Annotated in this window: 23 protein-coding genes and 1 riboswitch; of the genes, 17 read left to right on the forward strand and 6 right to left on the reverse strand. The window is 53.0% G+C overall.

Features of this window, described 5'->3' with window-relative positions; all coding sequences use genetic code 11:
• Positions 1 to 29: 29 nt before the first annotated feature.
• From AV656_RS02195 to AV656_RS02210, 4 genes are all read right to left on the reverse strand, one after another.
• On the reverse strand, positions 30 to 611 hold the full coding sequence (locus tag AV656_RS02195; protein WP_063178364.1) for a hypothetical protein: 582 nt from the start codon (positions 609 to 611) through the stop codon (positions 30 to 32).
• Positions 608 to 1,735, reverse strand: coding sequence for a flavodoxin-dependent (E)-4-hydroxy-3-methylbut-2-enyl-diphosphate synthase (gene ispG, locus AV656_RS02200; protein ID WP_063178365.1), 1,128 nt, complete (start codon positions 1,733 to 1,735; stop codon positions 608 to 610). The genes AV656_RS02195 and ispG overlap by 4 nt, the downstream gene beginning before the upstream one ends.
• Before the next feature lie 104 nt (positions 1,736 to 1,839).
• A complete protein-coding gene (locus AV656_RS02205; protein WP_063178366.1) occupies positions 1,840 to 2,172 on the reverse strand; it encodes a hypothetical protein in 333 nt (110 codons plus the stop codon).
• Positions 2,173 to 2,195: 23 nt separating this feature from the next.
• Positions 2,196 to 2,654 carry a DUF1189 family protein gene (locus tag AV656_RS02210; protein ID WP_063178367.1) on the reverse strand — a complete coding sequence of 153 codons (459 nt, stop codon included), beginning with the start codon at positions 2,652 to 2,654 and terminating at the stop codon, positions 2,196 to 2,198.
• A 287-nt stretch (positions 2,655 to 2,941) separates the two neighbouring features.
• Between AV656_RS02210 and AV656_RS02215 the strand changes: the two genes are divergently transcribed.
• The 9 genes from AV656_RS02215 (at position 2,942) to AV656_RS02255 (ending at position 12,524) form a co-directional block, all read left to right on the forward strand.
• The gene (locus AV656_RS02215; RefSeq protein ID WP_063178368.1) at positions 2,942 to 4,573 is read left to right on the forward strand and encodes a Na/Pi cotransporter family protein; all 1,632 of its coding nucleotides are present in this window, start codon (positions 2,942 to 2,944) and stop codon (positions 4,571 to 4,573) included.
• Positions 4,574 to 4,600: 27 nt separating this feature from the next.
• Positions 4,601 to 5,083 (forward strand): DUF456 domain-containing protein, encoded by a 483-nt coding sequence (locus tag AV656_RS02220; RefSeq protein WP_063178369.1) that lies wholly within the window; start codon positions 4,601 to 4,603, stop codon positions 5,081 to 5,083.
• Between the two features lie 112 nt (positions 5,084 to 5,195).
• On the forward strand, positions 5,196 to 5,801 hold the full coding sequence (locus tag AV656_RS02225; RefSeq protein WP_063178371.1) for a superoxide dismutase: 606 nt from the start codon (positions 5,196 to 5,198) through the stop codon (positions 5,799 to 5,801).
• Positions 5,802 to 5,933: 132 nt separating this feature from the next.
• Positions 5,934 to 8,141 (forward strand): peptidoglycan D,D-transpeptidase FtsI family protein, encoded by a 2,208-nt coding sequence (locus AV656_RS02230; RefSeq protein WP_063178373.1) that lies wholly within the window; start codon positions 5,934 to 5,936, stop codon positions 8,139 to 8,141.
• A gap of 184 nt (positions 8,142 to 8,325) precedes the next feature.
• Complete coding sequence (gene rpmG / locus AV656_RS02235) at positions 8,326 to 8,475, forward strand: 50S ribosomal protein L33 (protein WP_008299952.1); 150 nt, start codon at positions 8,326 to 8,328, stop codon at positions 8,473 to 8,475.
• Between the two features lie 57 nt (positions 8,476 to 8,532).
• Positions 8,533 to 9,123: a 5-formyltetrahydrofolate cyclo-ligase gene (locus AV656_RS02240; protein WP_063178375.1), complete on the forward strand. Its 591-nt coding sequence runs from the start codon at positions 8,533 to 8,535 to the stop codon at positions 9,121 to 9,123.
• On the forward strand, positions 9,107 to 9,286 hold the full coding sequence (locus tag AV656_RS02245) for a YqgQ family protein (RefSeq protein ID WP_063178377.1): 180 nt from the start codon (positions 9,107 to 9,109) through the stop codon (positions 9,284 to 9,286). Before AV656_RS02240 ends, AV656_RS02245 begins: the two co-directional genes overlap by 17 nt.
• Positions 9,287 to 9,470: 184 nt before the next feature.
• On the forward strand, positions 9,471 to 11,375 hold the full coding sequence (locus tag AV656_RS02250; RefSeq protein WP_063178379.1) for an LTA synthase family protein: 1,905 nt from the start codon (positions 9,471 to 9,473) through the stop codon (positions 11,373 to 11,375).
• 69 nt (positions 11,376 to 11,444) lie between these two features.
• Positions 11,445 to 12,524, forward strand: a complete 1,080-nt coding sequence (locus AV656_RS02255) for a hypothetical protein (protein ID WP_063178382.1) — start codon at positions 11,445 to 11,447, stop codon at positions 12,522 to 12,524.
• A gap of 75 nt (positions 12,525 to 12,599) precedes the next feature.
• Here AV656_RS02255 and AV656_RS02260 read toward each other — a convergent pair whose 3' ends face one another.
• Complete coding sequence (locus tag AV656_RS02260; protein WP_063178384.1) at positions 12,600 to 12,779, reverse strand: DUF2759 family protein; 180 nt, start codon at positions 12,777 to 12,779, stop codon at positions 12,600 to 12,602.
• 166 nt (positions 12,780 to 12,945) lie between these two features.
• On the opposite strand from AV656_RS02260, the gene AV656_RS02265 reads away from it, so the two are divergent.
• The gene (locus AV656_RS02265) at positions 12,946 to 13,584 is read left to right on the forward strand and encodes an MBL fold metallo-hydrolase (RefSeq protein ID WP_063178386.1); all 639 of its coding nucleotides are present in this window, start codon (positions 12,946 to 12,948) and stop codon (positions 13,582 to 13,584) included.
• Positions 13,585 to 13,657: 73 nt separating this feature from the next.
• Here the strand turns inward: AV656_RS02265 and AV656_RS02270 are convergent, their stop codons facing one another.
• A complete protein-coding gene (locus tag AV656_RS02270) occupies positions 13,658 to 13,891 on the reverse strand; it encodes a DUF2626 family protein (protein ID WP_376739642.1) in 234 nt (77 codons plus the stop codon).
• Between the two features lie 275 nt (positions 13,892 to 14,166).
• Here AV656_RS02270 and comGA point away from each other — a divergent pair, with 275 nt between their 5' ends.
• From comGA to AV656_RS02305, 7 genes are all read left to right on the forward strand, one after another.
• Entirely contained in the window at positions 14,167 to 15,255 is a 1,089-nt protein-coding gene (gene comGA, locus AV656_RS02275; RefSeq protein WP_331711545.1) for a competence type IV pilus ATPase ComGA, read from the forward strand.
• Positions 15,167 to 16,204 (forward strand): competence type IV pilus assembly protein ComGB, encoded by a 1,038-nt coding sequence (gene comGB, locus AV656_RS02280; protein WP_082818568.1) that lies wholly within the window; start codon positions 15,167 to 15,169, stop codon positions 16,202 to 16,204. Before comGA ends, comGB begins: the two co-directional genes overlap by 89 nt.
• 13 nt (positions 16,205 to 16,217) lie before the next feature.
• On the forward strand, positions 16,218 to 16,535 hold the full coding sequence (gene comGC, locus AV656_RS02285) for a competence type IV pilus major pilin ComGC (RefSeq protein WP_063178393.1): 318 nt from the start codon (positions 16,218 to 16,220) through the stop codon (positions 16,533 to 16,535).
• Positions 16,507 to 16,962 (forward strand): hypothetical protein, encoded by a 456-nt coding sequence (locus AV656_RS02290; RefSeq protein ID WP_156484778.1) that lies wholly within the window; start codon positions 16,507 to 16,509, stop codon positions 16,960 to 16,962. The genes comGC and AV656_RS02290 overlap by 29 nt, the downstream gene beginning before the upstream one ends.
• A complete protein-coding gene (locus AV656_RS02295) occupies positions 16,952 to 17,260 on the forward strand; it encodes a type II secretion system protein (protein ID WP_063178397.1) in 309 nt (102 codons plus the stop codon). Before AV656_RS02290 ends, AV656_RS02295 begins: the two co-directional genes overlap by 11 nt.
• Entirely contained in the window at positions 17,244 to 17,687 is a 444-nt protein-coding gene (gene comGF / locus AV656_RS02300) for a competence type IV pilus minor pilin ComGF (protein ID WP_063178399.1), read from the forward strand. The genes AV656_RS02295 and comGF overlap by 17 nt, the downstream gene beginning before the upstream one ends.
• Before the next feature lie 191 nt (positions 17,688 to 17,878).
• Positions 17,879 to 18,400 (forward strand): shikimate kinase, encoded by a 522-nt coding sequence (locus tag AV656_RS02305; protein ID WP_063178401.1) that lies wholly within the window; start codon positions 17,879 to 17,881, stop codon positions 18,398 to 18,400.
• 167 nt (positions 18,401 to 18,567) lie between these two features.
• A riboswitch (glycine riboswitch) is annotated at positions 18,568 to 18,661 on the forward strand.
• Positions 18,662 to 18,790 lie beyond the last annotated feature (129 nt).

Consider the following 18,790-nt stretch of genomic DNA (forward strand, 5'->3'; position numbering starts at 1 on the left):
CATGAAAAAAGCGTGAGGATTTTGCATCCTCACGCTTTTTCTGTACCAAATTCTTTTTGGATCCAATTGTCTGCCTCGCGCCAGTCCCGTACACGGATGACACCGGGCGGGACGGGAAGACGGTTATATGGGGCATCGAACAGCAGGACGGGAATGCCGACTTCCTCATGGATATCGACGGCATTGTCATGTTTGTCTTCGAAAAAGACTTCGACATCATACTGTTTGGCTGCTTCTATTTTCCGGTGGCTTCCCGTCAGTTCGATGTGGTGGTAGGGGATATCGTGCTCCCTGAACCAGCTAAACGTAACATCCCTGACTTCAAGGCCGCGCGCCGAAATATAGTAAAGTTCGTGCAGGCGGTTCCACTTGTTCAGGATTTCTCCGGCAAAGTCATGGGCAGGAGAGGTCCGGTAGATTTCCGGTTCCGCTTCCTTGAACCAAGCGGCAAACTCCTTCGGGTCCAGCATCGGGAAAGAGGCCGTCAGGCTATAGTCGGTGATGTCATCCAGCTTGAATTCCTTGCCGAACCGCCTGTTGATATGCGTCAGGAGGGCAGAGGGGCTGGTCACCGTCCCGTCAATGTCAATCCCGAGACGGAGCGATGTCACTCTGCGCCTTCTCCCTGAAGCGCCAGTTCTTCTTCACGGCGCTTTTTCTCGAAATATTCCTCAGCCAGCTTGTCGATTTCCTTCTTGAGTTCATCTACCATCGTTTCCTCCGGCACTTTTCGGACGGTTTCACCATTCATAAAGAGCAGCCCCTCACCGCGCGCACCGGCGATTCCGATATCGGCCTCTCGTGCTTCACCCGGTCCGTTGACCGCGCAGCCGAGAACGGCAACCTTGATCGGCGCCTTGATGTGGGAGATGTATTCTTCCACTTCGTTCGCGATGGAAATCAGGTCGATCTCGATACGTCCGCATGTCGGGCAGGAAATGAGTGTCGCTGCGTTGGACGACAGTCCGAACACTTTAAGCAGTTCGCGTGCGACCTTGATCTCTTCAACCGGGTCTGCACTGAGCGAGACGCGGAGCGTGTTTCCGATTCCCATGCTTAGCAGGGTGCCGAGACCGGCCGCACTCTTGATCGAGCCGGCGAACTGTGTGCCGGACTCGGTGATGCCGAGATGGAGCGGATAGTCGAACGTTTCGGAAGCCTTGCGGTAGGCTTCGATCGCCAACTGAACATCCGAGGCCTTCAGCGACACAATGATGTCGTGGAAGTCGAGATCTTCAAGGATCTTGATGTGATGCAGTGCACTTTCAACCATGCCTTCCGCCGTCGGATAGCCGTATTTCTGAAGAATGTGCCGCTCAAGCGAACCGGCGTTGACGCCGATCCGGATCGGGATGCCTTTCTCTTTTGCGGCTTTGACGACTTCCTCGACACGCTCGCGCTTACCGATATTGCCCGGGTTGATCCGGATCTTGTCTGCGCCTTGTTCGATCGCAATCAGCGCAAGGCGGTAGTCGAAGTGGATGTCAACAACAAGCGGGATGTCGATCTGCTTCTTGATTTCACCGATGGCGTTTGCCGCACGCTCATCCGGGCATGCCACGCGGACAACCTGGCAGCCTGCTTCCGTCAATTGCTTGATCTGGGCAACAGTCGCCTCCACATCATGTGTCTTGGTTGTGGTCATACTCTGTATGAAGAGTTCGTTGCTGCCGCCGATCGTCAGATTTCCGACTCGGACCGGACGGGTTTTTGAACGGTGTGTAATTTCGCCCATTTTAATTCTCTCCTTTTCAGGCCGGTGCCTTCACTTGGATTATTCTATCAATGCATACCGGCTTAGACAAGTAATCCGGATGGAAATGGCCCGGAGATCCGGGGTCAGCCGCATGAATCCGCGGTGTCTGCCGAGAGGGGCAAAAAGACCGTCTCGCCTGTTGCCGGCTGCTGGTTTTTCAGGTGGGGATTCAGTTTGTAAAACTCGCTCAGCCTGGTGAGGAGGTCCATCTCATCGGGATAGAGCGCAAAAAGTGAACGGACTGTATCGCCTTCGACGACCGTCACGGGAATCACATCGGGTTCTGCTGTTTCCCGGCAGTCGCTGCCGGTTTCTTCCGAATAGAAGGCGGCTTTCGGGATGGTCCCTTCCTGCAGATCGGTTCTGATGAAGTAGGAAATGATCAGGATCACGATGGCCGTCAGGAAAATCCGCATGGAAAAACCCCCTTTTCCACATTCTATGAACGGGCCGGGGGTTTATGCGCGCCAGGTCTCTTTGCCGGTGCATTTTTAGGATAATAGCCGGCCGCCAGCCAGATATAAACAAATGCCGCCGCCCACGATAAGGCTGTGGCAAACGGAATGGTTCCGCCGAGAAGGTCATCAGCCAAAAGCAGCAGAGTCGGTACCGTGAGCGCGATGGCCGATGTTCGCCAAAGATGACGGTATTCGCCGCGCCGGCCCCGTATCCGGAGGATGGCCATTCCGGCCAGGGCAGCCAGGCTCGCCTTGACATAGAAATAGAAAGTGGAGATCAGAAACTGGAGAACAAAGGCAGCCGGATACAGGAGGGGCCCGATGCCTTTCAGTTCTTCTGCCGGAATCCCCGTATCTTTCAGGATCTCCCCGGAAGATAGCGAAAAATTGATGAACGACAGGACAGCCGTGAGAAATATGAAGACGAAGATATATTTCACGACCTTGCCGAATGGCAGAAGCCTGTAGGCCGCCAGTTTCTTCGGCTCGTAAAAAGCCGAAAGGAAAAGTTGCCGGAACTTCAGATTCAGATCGATCGCCCCCTTAACCTGTTTAGTTTATCATGCATTAGGGTACTTCTGAGGGAAGAAAACGACAGTTCTATGACGCTGCGGTTTCCCGATTGTTAACGTATTGTAAATTCTTTAAAGTACCTCTTTACAATCGCTTGGCTCAATCCACATAATGAACAGGCAATAATATTTGTCGAATGGAGTTGAATAAACTCGTGGAAATCAACTGGACAGAAATGTTATTCCAGTTTATTGGAGGGCTTGGAATCTTCCTGTTCTCCATTAACTTTATGGGGAACGCGCTTCAGAAAGCAGCTGGAGACAGGCTCAGGGATATTTTGGACCGGTTCACAACGAATCCGTTCATGGGTGTTCTGGTCGGGATTGTGGTCACGGTCCTGATCCAGTCCAGCTCAGGAACGACCGTCATTGTCGTCGGCCTCGTCAGTGCCGGGTTCATGAAGCTCCGTCAGGCGATCGGCGTGATCATGGGCGCCAATATCGGGACCACAGTGACCGCATTCATCATCGGGTTTGACGTCGGCGCCTATGCGCTGCCGATCATGGGCTTGGGTGCCTTCCTCCTGTTCTTCTTTAAAAAGGACAAGGTCAAGAACCTGGGTGAAGTCGTGTTCGGCTTCGGTGGACTCTTCCTCGGACTCGAACTTATGAGCGGCGGGATGAAGCCGCTCCGGGAACTGCCGGCGTTTATCGACCTTACCCTTTCCATGAGTGAGCACTCTATGCTGGGCGTTGTTGTCGGTACAGTCTTCACACTGATCGTCCAGAGTTCCAGTGCGACCGTCGGTATCCTGCAGGGTCTGTATGCCGAGCAGCTGGTCGACCTCAGGGCGGCACTGCCGATCCTGTTCGGTGACAATATCGGAACGACGATCACGGCAGTCCTCGCATCCCTCGGTGCGTCCGTGGCAGCACGCCGTGCGGCAGCCACTCACGTCCTGTTTAACGTGGTCGGAACGATCATCTTCATGATCTTCCTCGCACCATTTACTGCGTACGTCAGCTGGCTCTCGAGTGTTCTCGGCCTTGAACCCAAAATGCAGATCGCCTTTGCCCACGGTTCCTTTAACGTGGCCAACACGATCATCCAGTTCCCACTGATTGGAGCTTGGGCATATGTTGTGACGAGGCTGATCCCGGGAGAAGATGTATCGATCGAATTCAAGCCGAAGCACCTGGATCCATCGTTCATCACACAGTCGCCTTCGATTGCCATCGGACAGGCCAAGGAAGAGATTCTCCGTATGGGTGAGTACGCTGTACGTGGCTTGAACGAGACGTACAGCTATCTGAAGACAAGCGAGAAAAAACATTCCGAAACAGCGTATCAGCTGGAGGATGCGATCAATAACCTTGACCGGGGAATTACCGATTACCTCGTGAAAGTTTCCGCAGAGCCGATCAGCGCCATTGAATCCGAGCGCCACGTCATCCTGATGGAAACTGTGCGTGACATCGAGCGGATCGGCGACCATTTCGAGAATATCATCGAATTAATCGACTACCGCGAGGCGAATCGCGTATTGCTTACAGAAGGTGCGATGGAAGACCTCGACGAGATGTTCACCCTGACCATTGATACGGTGGAACGCTCGCTCGAAGCGCTTAATCACCACGACGCGGAAATTGCTCGTGAAGTGGCGGAGAAGGAAGACCTTATCGACAAGATGGAGCGGAAGTTCCGCAAGAAGCATATCCAGCGCCTGAATGACGGCCAATGTTCCGCCCAGGCAGGAATCGTATTTGTCGATATCGTGAGCAACCTGGAGCGCATCGGTGACCACGCCGTCAATATTGCGGAATCCATTCTGGGCCGCAACGCATAATGTAAGAAAGAGAAGGAGGGGAACCGGATGGCCATCATTGCCTGGACGCTGATTATCCTAAGCTTTATCGTCGCGTTTGTCGGGCTGGTCTATCCGGTGATCCCTGCTTCTCTTTTTGTTTTTCTCGGATTTATCCTTTATGGCCTGTTCTACTCGTTCGCTGAACTTCCCTGGTGGTTCTGGCTGGCTGAAATCCTGTTTGTCATCCTTCTTTTCGGGGCGGATTTCCTGGCCAACGCTGTCGGCGTGAAAAAGTACGGCGGCACAAAAGCCGGAATGTGGGGAAGTACGATCGGGATCCTGGTGGGACCATTCGTCATCCCGGTGTTCGGGATTCTTGCGGGGCCGTTTATCGGAGCGGTTCTCGGAGAACTGCTGGTGAACCGCAAAGGCCTCAGGCAGGCTCTGAGAAGCGGGCTGGGCTCGCTGATCGGGTTCCTTACATCGGTGGGCGTGAAGGGGGCCATCCAGATTATCATGATTTTGCTGTTTGTCATTGTCGTGTCATGATAAACACTTTCCGGCACCGCCTCATTTGGGCGGTGCTTTTTGTTTGAAGCTGTGCAACAAGTTTGATAATGTGAATGATGTAGTCAACCAATAGAACCGGGAGGAATGTGAAATGGCTTTTAAATTGCCGGAACTTCCATACGCTTATGACGCGTTGGAGCCAAGCATCGACAAAGAAACGATGGAGATCCACCATACGAAGCACCACAACACGTATGTGACAAACCTTAACGCTGCAGTTGAAGGAACGGATCTCGCTGAAAAATCGATCGAAGATGTTCTCCGTAACTTCGATTCCGTACCGGAAGACAAGAAAACCGCAGTCCGCAACAATGGCGGCGGACATGCCAACCACTCGCTCTTCTGGCAGATCCTTTCGCCAAACGGCGGCGGACAGCCATCCGGAGCACTTGCTGAAGCAATCGACAACAAGTTCGGCAGCTTCGACAAGTTCAAGGAAGAATTTGAAACAGCAGCGAAGGGCCGCTTCGGTTCCGGCTGGGCATGGCTCGTTGTAAACAACGGGGAAGTCGAAGTCACATCGACTCCTAACCAGGACTCTCCGCTCATGGAAGGCAAGACGCCTGTACTCGGACTTGATGTCTGGGAGCACGCGTACTACCTGAAGTATCAGAACCGCCGTCCTGAATACGCATCGGCATTCTGGAATGTTGTAAACTGGGAAGAAGTTTCCAAGCGCTACGAAGAAGCGAAGTAATATTTGCTCAGCCTTATTCTCCGGTAATGCCGGAAACCCCGCACACACCACGGGCGTCCCGTTGGTGTGTGCTTTTTTTGTTGTTTTGCGGTACAATTTTCATAGAAATTCGAAGGGAAAGGGGGAAGCCGCGTGAACCGCCGCAGGCGATCCTCTAAGCAGGAAACACCAAGACAGAAACTTCGCAAGAACACCGCCTTCAGGATGAACGTCCTGTTCTTCACGATCTTCCTCTTGTTCTCGGCACTGGTCCTCCGGCTGGGCTATCTGCAGATTGTCAAAGGGGAAGACTACAAGCGCGAGATCGAGCAGAAAGAGGAAATCTCCGTCAATACCAGTGTCCCGCGGGGCCGGATCTATGACCGTAATGGAGAGATTCTTGTAGGGAATGATCCGAAGCGGGCAATCACTTACACGAAAAAGCAGTCCACGAAGACAGATGAAATGCTCGATGTCGCCCGTGGTCTCGCCGTGCTGATCGAGAAGGATGCCGAAGATGTCACACCGCGCGACAAAAAGGACTTCTGGATCTTACTCAACAAAGACGAGGCGTACGACCGTGTCTCCGACAAAGAAAAGCGGGCGATCAATGCGGATGAAACGAAAACAAAAACCGAGCGCCAGCGGGAACTGGACAAGCTGGTACGTGATAAAATCACGGAAGACGACCTGAATGCGATGACCGGGGAAGAGCTCGAAGTTCTTGCCATCTACCGTGAAATGACCTCCGGCTATAACTACTCGCCTCAAATCATCAAGAGCGGTGATGTGACGCCTGAGGAATATGCCAGGGTTTCCGAACGGCTCCATGAGCTTCCCGGCGTCAACACGACGACCGACTGGGAGCGGGTAAAGAACTCCGAAATGGCCATCCTGGGAAGCACCACGACCCCGAAAACAGGCATTCCGAGTGAAAAGCTGGATTATTATCTTGCCCGAGGATATTCACGGAACGACCGGGTGGGCAGGAGCTTCATCGAGGAACAATACGAATCCGTCCTCCAGGGACAGAAAATGATTGCCAAAAACATTACCGATAAGGCGGGGAACGTCATTGAGACGGTGCCGGTACAGGAAGGACAGCCCGGGAAAGACCTGGTCCTGAGCATCGACACCGAACTGCAGAAAAAAGCGGAAGAAATCGTGACGCGTCATGTCCTTTCCATCAAGAACGGACCCAATTCCCAAACGTTCGACCGGATTTTCTTTGTCATGATGGACCCGAACAACGGAGAAATCCTGTCGATGGTCGGCAAGCAGGCATACCGTGACAAGGAAACCGGTAAGGTTGAAGTGCGTGACCGGACATTCGGCACGTTCCAGGATGTGTATGAGGCCGGTTCGACCGTCAAGATGGCGACCATCCTGGCTGGCTACGAGCACGGGGTGGCCACTGTCGGACAGACGATGATTGATGAACCGCTTTATTTCAGGGGGACGCCGCCTAAGCGGACCCTGTTTAACCAATATGGACGTGTACCTGTAAATGACCTGACAGCCATCACACGGTCTTCCAACGTCTACATGTGGAAGATTGCCATCGCCCTTGGCGGCGGTTCTTATGTCCGGAACGGTCCGCTTGCAATCGACACAGCGGCCATCAACCTTTTCCGGGATTCGTTTGCCGGCTTCGGTCTTGGCGTGAAAACCGGAATCGACCTTCCGGGAGAAGCCACAGGGCAGAGCCCTAAAAATGTGACAGCTTCGAATGTGCTCGATTTTGCCATCGGGCAATACGATACCTATACGACCTTGCAGCTTGCCCAGTACGTTGCAACGATCGCCAACGGAGGGTACCGGGTCGCGCCGCGTGTCGTGAAGGAAATCCGGGAGCCGTCACCCGACGGCAAAACCCTCGGACCGATTGCAACGGAGGTTCCGGCAAAGTACCTGAACCGGATTGATAATTCGGACGGCCAGATCGACCGGATGAAGCAGGCCATGTATTCTGTCTACTACAATCCCCGGGGTACGGCGTATTCGACTTTCAAGGATACAAAAGGGTATAAGGCTGCCGGAAAGACGGGCACTGCCCAGCGGAATTACTATGAGGCGGACACGAAGGATCCTTGGTTCGGCAAGCCGACCGTCAATGTCTCGCATGTCGGGTTCGCACCATACGAAGATCCTGAGATTGCTTATGCGGTTCTGGCGCCAAACGTCTCGACAAACCCTTCCGTCATCCCGCACCCGAACAATGAGATTGCGCGCGAAATGACCGATTTCTACTTTGAACTCAAAAAGCAGCGAATTGAAAGCGGAGAAGCCGGAGCCAATACAGAGGGCACACTAAAAGAATCCTCTGACGGAACCGTCATCCGTGAAGACGAAGGGGAATAACCAACAGGTCCGGGATTGCCGTACAGGCCCCGGACCTTGTTTTTGTCCGCTGAAAAAAATGCCATGACGGCACATTCTTTAGTGGACAACAGTTCGCCTTGTGCTATAATGGAACAGTCGTATAAATCATGCTCACTTTACATGCTCAAACATTTCTATCCTGTATGAGTGGGAGGGGAACCGAATGCGCGTTAATGTAACTCTTGCTTGCACGGAATGCGGCGAGCGCAACTATATCACGACTAAAAACAAGCGGACCAATCCGGAACGCATTGAAATGAAAAAGTATTGCTCACGTGATAACAAACAGACTCTGCACCGCGAAACGAAGTAAGCGGATCCTGCCAAAACCGGTACCGGTTTTGGCTTTTTCATTGAAGGGGGTTCTGTAATGGATAAAAAGGCCATCCGAAAGAACATACTCAATGCGTTGAAATCGATGAGCCCGGAAGAACATGCTGACCGGAGCCGGGAGGCCATCCGGCGCCTCAGGGCTGATTCCAGGTATATAGAAGCCGGTACAATCGGCGTGACCATTTCAAGATTTCCGGAACTTGATACCAGGCCGCTGGTCGAAGCTGCCTGGAGTGACGGCAAGCGGGTAGCCTCACCAAAATGTGCACCGTCCGACCGCAGTATGCAGTTCCGCTGGATCCAATCCTATGAAGAGCTGGAAACCGTCTATATGGACCTGCTGGAGCCCGCAGAAGACAGGACATTGCCCGCCGGCAAAGACGAAATCGATCTTCTGATCGTTCCCGGCGTCGCCTATTCAGATTCCGGCTACCGTGTCGGTTTTGGAGGCGGGTACTATGACCGCTATCTGATGCAGTTCGGCGGAGACAGGGTCTCCCTTGCATTCGAGGAGCAGCTGTGCGGGGAAGTGCCGGTTGAACCCCATGATATTCCTGTCAACAGTATCTTTACAGAACGCCGCATGGTCGACTGCCGGGGAGGATCGGCGAATGGAAACCGTCTATGATGTCATGCAGCTGTTAAAACGTTTCGGGACGTTTGTCTATACCGGAGACAGGAATGCCGACCTGATCCTCATGGAGATGGAAGTCCGGCAATTGCACGACAACGGCATGATTACACAGCAGGAATTCACAAAATCCCTGCTTATTTTAAGAAGAGGAAAATAATCCCGGTCCGATATACGGGTCTATGGAAGTATTAAGAATTTATGAACTTCGGTTTACAATGAAACCATATGACGTTTACATCCGTCATAAATAGGGTATCCGGATTTGGGCAGTCATGAATTTGTCTTCATACCATTATTTTTCCTGCCATACCGGGAATCCGACCAGAAAGGGGTTAGCCAACGTGGCAAATACGAAAAGGCCAAAACTCCTGCTGCTGCTTGCGATTGCAGTGGTGGCATCGTGGCTCAAAACATATCTCACTTACAAAACCAGCTTTAACATGGCGATTGACAACGTGATGCAGGAGTTCATTCTCTTTATCAACCCGCTATGCTTCCTGCTCTTCATCTACGGCTTCTCCATGTATATGAAGACATGGAAAGGAACCGTGAGGTATCTGCTGATTTCCAGTACGATCATGACAATCGTTTTGTATGCGAACGTTGTATTCTACAGGTTCTACAGTGATTTCATCACACTTCCGGTTCTGTTCCAGACAAATAACTTTGGAGACCTCGGTTCTTCCGTGTTGTCGAGCCTGAGAATCCATGACCCGCTTTACTTCGCAGATATCCTGATCATCTGGTATGCCGTGAAAAAACTGGGTGAACCTGCCGTCAAGACAGCAGTCCGTCCGATGTTCCGCAGACTTTACTTCGTAGGGACCGCGGCACTTCTCGTCCTGAACCTCGGCCTTGCCGAGACGGAACGGCCGCAGCTTCTCACCCGGAGCTTTGACCGGGAACTGCTCGTGAAGAACCTGGGGATGTACAATTACCATCTCTATGACATCTACATTCAGACCAAGTCCCATGCTCAGCGTGCATTGGCTGATGGAACCGAGCTGACCGAGATCGAAAACTACACATCCGCCAACCATGCCGAGCCGGATCCTGAAATGTTCGGTGTGGCCGAAGGCCGGAACGTTATTGCAATCTCGATGGAGTCCCTCCAGACATTCGTGATCAACAACAACATGAATGGCCATGAGGTTACGCCGTTCCTGAACAGTCTGACCCAGGACAAAGATACCTTCTACTTCCCGAACTTCTACCATCAGACCGGTCTCGGAAAAACATCCGACTCCGAGTTCATCGTGGAGAACTCGCTTTATCCGCTGAGTGGCGGAGCGGTATTCTTCACTCATGGCGGAAACACTTTTAACTCGATGGCGGAAAAACTCGGGGACAATGGCTATTACACCAACGTCATGCACCCGAACGGGAAGAGCTTCTGGAACCGGGACATGATGTACCAGGCGCTTGAGGTGGATCACTTCTACGACATCGAGAGCTATACAGTCGGTGAAGGGGATGCGGTCAACTGGGGAATGAAGGACATTCCGTTCTTCGATCAGTCTTCGGAAATTATGGCGGAAATGCCGCAGCCGTTTTATTCCCGGATGATTACACTCACGAACCACTATCCGTTCACGCTGGATGAACAGGACAAGTTCATTCCGGAATATGATTCAAACTCCAGAACGCTTAACCGCTATTTCCAGACGGTCCGCTATATGGATGAAGCACTTAAGAGCTTCTTCGACGACCTGAAGGAAAAAGGGCTCTATGACAATTCCATCATTGTCATGTACGGTGACCATTATGGGATCTCCGAAAACCACAACAAGGCGATGAGCATGTACCTCGATGAAGAGGTCACGCCGCTTGTATCCGCGGAACTGCAGAAGGTGCCGATGTTCATCCACATCCCGGGCTACGGTGAAGGGGAGACCGTGGAAACACTTGCGGGACAGATCGATCTCCGACCTACACTTCTGCACCTTATGGGGATCGATACGAAGGAAGACCTGCAGTTCGGCTCGGACATCTTCTCGCCGGATCATGATGAATTCGTCATCTTCCGCGACGGCCGCTTCGTCACACCGGAGAATATCTATGCCGGCGAAATGTGCTATGACCTTTCCACCAGGGAGGCCGGAGATCCGGCTGCCTGCGAAGAGGGCATGCAAAAAGTCCAGCAGGAGCTGAAGTATTCGGATATGATCATCAACGGCGATTTGCTTAGATTTTATAGGAATCAGCCGGTTTCAGGGCAGGAAGTAGAATTGCACGAAGCCGATTGATTTGAAGCCTGTGCGGAAACTTCTCGCACAGGCTTTTTTACATAATGACTACGAAACGGGGGGCTAGGGGTGAAGAAGACCTGGATGGTTGCTGCAGTGCTTGCCGTTGCGTTGACTGCAGCCGGCTGTACGCCTGAGAAAGAGGGGCCGCCGGGACCGGACGGACCGCATGCAGGCCCAGAAGAGCCTGAGGAAGCTCCCCGGATCAGTCCTGAAACGGGAGAGAATCTGCAAGTCATGGGCTTTGACGCGGAAGGCAGGATCCTTGCGGCCTCTTCCGGAACACCTGAAGGTTCCGTCCTGTATGCCGTCGATTCGGGAAAAGGCACTGCCGAAGAGGTTGTCCGGACGGAGCTCATGATTACAGAAGCAGAAAGCCACCCGTCCGGCCGGCTGCTGCTCAGACTCGAAGCCGGTGAAGGGGAAGCCCACCTGAGGCTAATCGGTGCCGGGACAGCCGAAGAAGACTTGATTGTGGAATCCCATGATATCGCATGGTCCTGGAATCCTGATGACTGGACGGAGCTCTACATAACGGCATTTGACGAAAACTGGGAATACGATGTGTTTCTGGCCGATGCCTCATCCGGATCGCTTGAGGAGGTAGAGGATGCCGGTCCTTTCCCGGTGTGGACAGAGGCCGGCGGCGTGGTTGAAATTCTTGATGACGGCAACCTTGGTGACGGAGGAACTCTTGTGGATGGCAGCGGGAAAGCGATATCCGAGAACGTGCTTGAATTCTCGACGGACGGCATGATGTTTGCCATCGCCAAGGCCTCAGGCGACGGCAGCATCGACTATATGATCGGCAGCGGCAACGGCGATTGGATGCCGGTATTGACCCTTCCTGCAGGTGAACAGTGGCTCGGACTGCTTCCGGCCAAAATTCTGCCGGCAGGACCTGGCCAGTTTGCTACGCTGCTGCCGGCAGAGACGGATGCCGTGGCAGGAGTATCGAAATGGCAGCCGGCAGTGATTTCAAAACGGGGCATCCTGAAGTCATCGGCCATGGTCGATTCTCCAGTCATGACCTGCTCTCCAGAGGCTTCTGTCTGCCTGTCGGGTGCAATGGGCGAGATGCTATTCGACCTTGCCGACGGCACGGTTGTCAATTGGATGGAACAATTAAAAGGCGATTCCGGAAAATGACCGGAATCGCCTTTTGTACGTCATGAAAAAAGCATAAGCGAAAGGGCCGGCATGATTGCCGGCCCCTTGTGGGAATCAGTGTAGTGTTGGCGGGTAGCCCTGGAAAACGATCGTCAGGACGACAAAGGCCCCGATTACGACGAATGCAGCCAGATTGAAAATGATGCTCAGGATATTTCGTTCCTTGAAAGCCTGGACTGTTCCGATTGCCGCAAAAATCGCAATCAATCCAAAAATAACCATCAATAAGTTCATCGGTGACACTCCTTCTGACAATGAGTCCGATAATGATACAGATCACGTATAAACTCCTCTTCTATTGTAAAGAAAGCACTCACATTTGTCGAGCGTTATTCGTGTCTAATATTTGAACACCGCGTGTCAGGCCTCATGCTATAATGGGCACGGGGTGATTCGACAAATGATTAAATTCCACAGTTATCCGCTCGGCCCGCTTCAGACGAACTGCTATATTGCGGAGGCGGACACCGGCGAGTGCCTGATCTTTGATCCCGGAGAGGAAGCCGGGAAATTGATCGATGAAATTGAGAAGCTGCAATTGCGTCCTGTCGCCATTTATCTGACCCATGCCCACTTCGACCATATCGGGGCGGTGGAGGCCATCCGGTCCCGCTACGGCATTCCGGTCCATCTTCATCCGAACGAACAGGAGTGGCTCACAGACCCGCTGCTGAACGGTTCCGGACGATATGCGGATCTTCCTGATATCCGGACAGCGGCACCGGACTCGCTGATTGAAGAGGATGGCGAACGGACAGAAGGCCCCTTCACGTTCAGAACATTGCATGTCCCCGGCCATTCTCCCGGCAGTGTCGCTTTCTATTTTGAAAGGGAAGGGACGCTGGTCGGAGGGGATGCACTGTTCCGCATGAGCATCGGCAGGACAGACCTGCGGGGCGGCGACCATGGAACGCTGCTGAACTCGATCCGGGAAAAGCTGTTTACGCTGCCCGATGACACCACCGTGCTGCCGGGCCATATGGGGCCGACCACGATTGGTGACGAAAAGCAGATGAACCCGTTTCTGAGCGGTATGTAACAGCTTAAATAGGAAAAACTTGCAGACATAAAAAAACAGCCATATCGGCTGTTTTTTTATGTACTGTTTTTAATTAATGCCCTGCTCCTGGTGTGTAGATGAAGTTCGTATAGTAGCTGAACCCGACCATGAAGACCATCAAGTAAGCGCCGAAAAGATATAAGTACATGCGTTCAGTTAACTTCAGGTAACCGAAAAGAATGAAAAATCCGGTGCTCGCCAGCATGAGCAATGATGGGGTCATCATGTCTCCGACATAGAACATAACCGCGAAAATTCCTGTCCAGAAGCCGCAAAGCTTGAACATATTATCCACGCGTGTTCCCTCCTTTACAACGGTGCCATAATCATCTCCCATTCATTATATAGTGTTTGTCCGCAGGGTGCAAACTGATTCCGTAATAGAGATTGTGACAAAAAGTTGTCCGGGTTAATCCCTCAAGATGAGATTTTGAGGCGGAGCGGCATGCATTTTTCAAAAACGGCATCGGAAAATGGCTCATTTTGCGATGTCTGCGGGTTGACTGTCAACCGGGTTCCCTCCGTTCTATACTCAGGATGACAGGAAAGAGCGGTCCTTTCTTGTCAATCAACTTGGCAGAGAGGCGGCAGACGATGGAAAACCTCATCGAACAGAAAGCCGTGGAACTCCTGGGCCGGGCGCTCGGAGAGGGGGCGACAGACCTTCATCTGAACCCGTCCGGCCGGACATACGAAATCCAGCACAGAAAGGGGAGGGGGATTATCACGGCAGCGGAGATTCCGTTGGAACTTGGTGAGCGGATCATCTCCTTTTATAAGTACCTGTCTTCGCTCGACATCGGCGAACGGAGAAAGCCCCAGAGCGGCGCTTTTTCGCTTAACTTCGGAAAATCACGTTACTCATTCAGGATTTCGACACTGCCGTCTGTGAATCTTAAGGAAAGCGCCGCGATCCGGTTCCAGCCGCATGAAGAGGCTCTTCCTGTCGGGAAACTGACTGATGACCCGGAGGCTGCTTCACTGCTGCTTGAAGCGGCCGGTATGCGGCAGGGAATGATCTTTTTTACCGGGCCGACAGGGAGCGGCAAAACGACCACGATGTATTCTGTGACCCGTCATTGTGCAGAAAAGCTGGGCAGGCATGTGATCTCCCTCGAGGACCCGGTTGAGCGCAGCCAGCCGCATCTTCTCCAGATCCAGGTGAACGAGCGTGCCGGAATCACCTATTCCGCGGGATTGAAAGCGATCCTCCGTCATTCGCCGGATGTGATCATGATCGGAGAGATTCGGGATTCGGATACCGCAAAGGTGGCAGTCCAGGCCGCGCTGACCGGGCACCTTGTCGTGGCAACTGTACATTCCCGGGATACAACAGGCAGTTTGTTCAGGATGACCGAATTCGGCATCCAACTGGAAGAGCTCAGACAGACAGTGGCCATGATCTGTGCACAGAGGCTTGGGGAAGGGTCGGGAGGCCGAAAGGCGCTTTTCGAAATCCTGCACGGCGAGCTGCTCGCGGATGCATTCCGGTCCCTCAGGGAGGGAGAACCATTTATCATGCCGGAAAGGCTGACACTCGACCGGAAGGAGGAGATCCGACATGGCGTTGTCCTTTATGCAACGGAAGGCGAGGCGCAGGATTCAACAGCCGGAACGCTTCCTATACCGGGCCGCAGGACTGATGGATGAAGGGTATACCTTCCACGATTCGGTTCGCATGCTCCTTCCCCACCATCTCGACGACCCGGGCGGTGCCGAGCAGGTGCTGGAAAGGAATCTCCGTGCGGGCGAGGCGCCGGATGAGATCCTGAAAAATATCGGATTCTCGCCGGCACTCCTGGTACCTGTCGGAATCGCAGTCAGCCACGGCAATCTGCCTGATGCGATCAGGACGGTGTCGGACCGCATCAGGCGAAGGGGGAGGACGATGGAGAAGCTGCGGAAGGCTACTTTATACCCCGCTGTTCTTTTCGGTTTCATCTCGCTCCTATTCATCCTCTTCAGAACCTTTTTCATGCCGAACATGGAAAAGATGCTGGCCGGAAGAGGCGGCGGGGAGGCGATGGCCTTTTCAGCGTTCTTGCTGAGAATTCCTGATTACCTTGCGGGGGCTGTGGCCGTACTTGCTGTGCTGTCCATTATTGCCTTTCTCATGTGGTCCGGAAAATCCGCGGAAGTGAAATTGAGGGTCATCCATTCAGTTCCCGTCCTGTCGAGATGGGTCCGCATGGGCCACACCTCCGTCTTTGCCAGGGAAATGGGATCCCTTCTCGGAGGAGGAATACCGCTGCAGCAGGCGATCGGGATTCTTGCCGGGCAGGACGGGCACTCCATGCTTGCCCATATGACGAGGACAGCCGGGAACCGGATCCTTATGGGAGATCCGCTTCATGAAGCGGTCCGTCATGCCGGAGGTTTCATGCCCGATTTTCCATCCTTCATCCGGCATGGTGAAGAAGGCGGCCACCTTCCGAAAGAGATGCTTGTCTACAGTGAACTTATTGATGAAAAAATCGGCGAGGAATCGGAAAAGATGATCGCTGTCATCCAGCCCGTTTTGTTCGGAATTCTTGCGATATGCATCATGGGTGCATACCTTGCCCTGATGCTTCCTGTCTACAGTATGGTCGAACTATAAAAAGGGGGTACTTATGTTCAAGCGACTCAAAAGCCAATCGGGATTCACGCTGATTGAAATGATGATCGTCCTTCTCGTCATTTCGGTTCTGATCCTCCTGGCCATCCCGAATGTGACGAAGCGGGCCGCCGAAATTGACGAAACCGGGTGCGAGGCTCTGGAGCAGATGGTCGAAGGCCAGGTCCAGGCATACAAACTGAAGAACAAAGAAAATCCCGCTACGGCAGCTGCGCTGGTGCCGGACTATCTTGAAAGTGAGAATGATCTTACCTGCTCGGACGGAAGGACGATTGTTGTAAATAATGGTGCGGTCACCGTCACGAACCCATAATCTGTCATACGGGTTCACATACACCGAGATGCTCCTTGTTCTGGCAGTCGTCATGGCGGTTACCGGTCTCGGCTACGCGGTGTCGGCTTCAAAAACACTGCAGAACACCGAACCGATCCCGTTTCAGGAACAATTAAAGCTGGATATCCAGGCCATCCAGACACATGCCCTTGCCAATGGGGAATATACGAAAATTGTATTTCTTCCTGATGGTACCTACGTGGCCTCAGGGGCAGGCGGCGCGGTCCTGTTCAGGCGCCGTCTCCCCGATGGGGTGTCTCTTGCAGGATTCAGCACGCTGAAACAGGTTGAGTTCACCAGTCTGGGATCTGCCAGGGCCTTCGGGACCCTGCATTTCCACACACCGGATGGCGACACGAGGGTCATTGTCCATATTGGAAAAGGGAGGGTCACGATTGTCCGGTGAGCGGGGATTTTCATTTCCGGAATCCCTTCTGTCGCTACTGATTGTCTATGTGATTTTCACATCTCTGCTTCCCCTGATGGACAGGATGGCGATGAACCTGGAAGAGGAGAAACTCGCGGCCCAGGCAGCATCTGTCGCATCCGATGCGGTGGACGGGCATTACCTGACAGGTGCGATTGAAGGGTCACGGCTAATCGGTAATGTGATGTTCGACTGGCGGATGCAGGGAGGGGGAATCTGTGTTTCATACAAGGCAATCTCCGGCTGGCAGTCGCGCTGCTATGAGCCGGATCGGTGAGAGGGGATATACATTCATCGAAGCTCTGCTTCACCTTGCGATCCTTTCTGTGTTTTTCATCCTGTTTGCAGGATTTTTCCGGTATACCACCGGCTTGATCCACCATGTCGGTGATCCGGCTTCCGTGGAATGGGAGCTGTTCCGCTACGAGCTGGCCGAATATCTGAAAGCCGTGGACGGGGTGCAGATTCTCGAGCACGGGAGCCGGCTCCACATTATCAGCGGAAATAAAGTGACTGAGATCGGTCACTATCCGGATCAATCACTGATCCGGAAGCGGGTGAACGGCGAGGGGCATGAACCGATGCTGACCGGTGTCCGATCCGTCACATTCACGACGGAAGAAAACGAACTGTCCATCCGGGCCGCCTTTATTGATGGAACCGAAAGGGGGACGCTCCATCATCTGCTTTTGGCTGAGAAATGAAGAAGGCGGGATGCTGCCCGCTGCGATTCTCCTCCTTTTCCTCGTTTCCGGCTTCGTTCTTTTCGTCACAAATGCCTATCTGGCACAAATGCAGGCTTTTACGTTATTGGAATCTTCTCACGCTCGTGATACGATTAGAAAAATCGAGTCGTATTTTAGCGAAGCGGAACCGCTTTTAGGCAGGTGGGAAGATGAAAAAGGTATACCTGATCGGCTACATGGGGTCTGGAAAGTCGGCGATCGGGAAGCGGCTGAGCTACGCACTGCGCCTCCCGTACTACGATATGGACAGGGAGATCGAGAAGCAGGCGGGCATGAAGATTCCGCAGATTTTTGAACAATACGGCGAAGAGCACTTCCGCCAGATGGAAACAGATTTTCTGCGGAATTTCCGGGATGAGTGGTGCATCATCTCGACGGGCGGCGGGACGCCGATGCGTCCCGAAAACCAAAAACTTCTCCGGCAGACCGGTCTTGTCCTGTTCCTCAATGCGCCGTTTTTCGAAATCTGGAGACGCATCCGGACTGACAAGAACCGCCCGATCGTTCAGCGTTCGACACGCGAGGAACTCCAGAAGCTCTACAACGAGCGCAAAAAGGTCTACAAGAAGACCGCCCATATCACCGTCAATACGAAGGGGCGCAGCCTCCGCCAAGCCACTGATTATGCCGCCAGGCAGGTCAGACGGCTGAAAGGCAGAGAAAAGCGCTGAACAAGTGCCGGAATCCGAACTTTATCGGATTCCGGTTTTAGTTTCGTTCGTTTATGGATCCGCTTTTGAAAAGATATTGCCTTTCTCAAAATTCAATGTTAGGATATAGGCAAAGCGGCAGAACCATCGCTTGACCTACAGCTGAATAACCGGCATCTGCCGGGCGGATGATTGTACGGGGAGAGAACGCACAAGTGCGTCGCCGAAGGAGCAAGTAACGGGTGTTATGAATCTCTCAGGCAAAAAGACTCGTACAGGACGCATCTCTGGAGAGCGCCGGATCAGCCGGCCACCAACGAGGAAAACCGAGCAGGAAAACTTTCAGGTGACAGGACAGAGGACCCCATTTAACGGGTCTCTCTGTCCTTTTTTACATCTGGATGAAACGGA

It is taken from the genome of Bhargavaea cecembensis (assembly GCF_001619585.1).
Taxonomy (GTDB): domain Bacteria; phylum Bacillota; class Bacilli; order Bacillales_A; family Planococcaceae; genus Bhargavaea; species Bhargavaea cecembensis_A.

Bases quoted from the DNA above. Each gene is read 5' to 3' on its own strand.
- AV656_RS02260 (WP_063178384.1), bottom strand. From the start codon at position 12,779: ATGAACTTATTGATGGTTATTTTTGGATTGATTGCGATTTTTGCGGCA.
- ispG (WP_063178365.1), bottom strand. From the start codon at position 1,735: ATGGGCGAAATTACACACCGTTCAAAAACCCGTCCGGTCCGAGTCGGA.
- AV656_RS02265 (WP_063178386.1), top strand. From the start codon at position 12,946: ATGATTAAATTCCACAGTTATCCGCTCGGCCCGCTTCAGACGAACTGC.
- AV656_RS02220 (WP_063178369.1), top strand. From the start codon at position 4,601: ATGGCCATCATTGCCTGGACGCTGATTATCCTAAGCTTTATCGTCGCG.
- comGB (WP_082818568.1), top strand. From the start codon at position 15,167: ATGGCGTTGTCCTTTATGCAACGGAAGGCGAGGCGCAGGATTCAACAG.
- AV656_RS02240 (WP_063178375.1), top strand. From the start codon at position 8,533: ATGGATAAAAAGGCCATCCGAAAGAACATACTCAATGCGTTGAAATCG.
- rpmG (WP_008299952.1), top strand. From the start codon at position 8,326: ATGCGCGTTAATGTAACTCTTGCTTGCACGGAATGCGGCGAGCGCAAC.
- AV656_RS02290 (WP_156484778.1), top strand. From the start codon at position 16,507: ATGGTGCGGTCACCGTCACGAACCCATAATCTGTCATACGGGTTCACA.
- AV656_RS02205 (WP_063178366.1), bottom strand. From the start codon at position 2,172: ATGCGGATTTTCCTGACGGCCATCGTGATCCTGATCATTTCCTACTTC.
- AV656_RS02270 (WP_376739642.1), bottom strand. From the start codon at position 13,891: ATGTTCAAGCTTTGCGGCTTCTGGACAGGAATTTTCGCGGTTATGTTC.
- comGC (WP_063178393.1), top strand. From the start codon at position 16,218: ATGTTCAAGCGACTCAAAAGCCAATCGGGATTCACGCTGATTGAAATG.
- AV656_RS02245 (WP_063178377.1), top strand. From the start codon at position 9,107: ATGGAAACCGTCTATGATGTCATGCAGCTGTTAAAACGTTTCGGGACG.
- AV656_RS02305 (WP_063178401.1), top strand. From the start codon at position 17,879: ATGAAAAAGGTATACCTGATCGGCTACATGGGGTCTGGAAAGTCGGCG.
- AV656_RS02225 (WP_063178371.1), top strand. From the start codon at position 5,196: ATGGCTTTTAAATTGCCGGAACTTCCATACGCTTATGACGCGTTGGAG.
- comGF (WP_063178399.1), top strand. From the start codon at position 17,244: ATGAGCCGGATCGGTGAGAGGGGATATACATTCATCGAAGCTCTGCTT.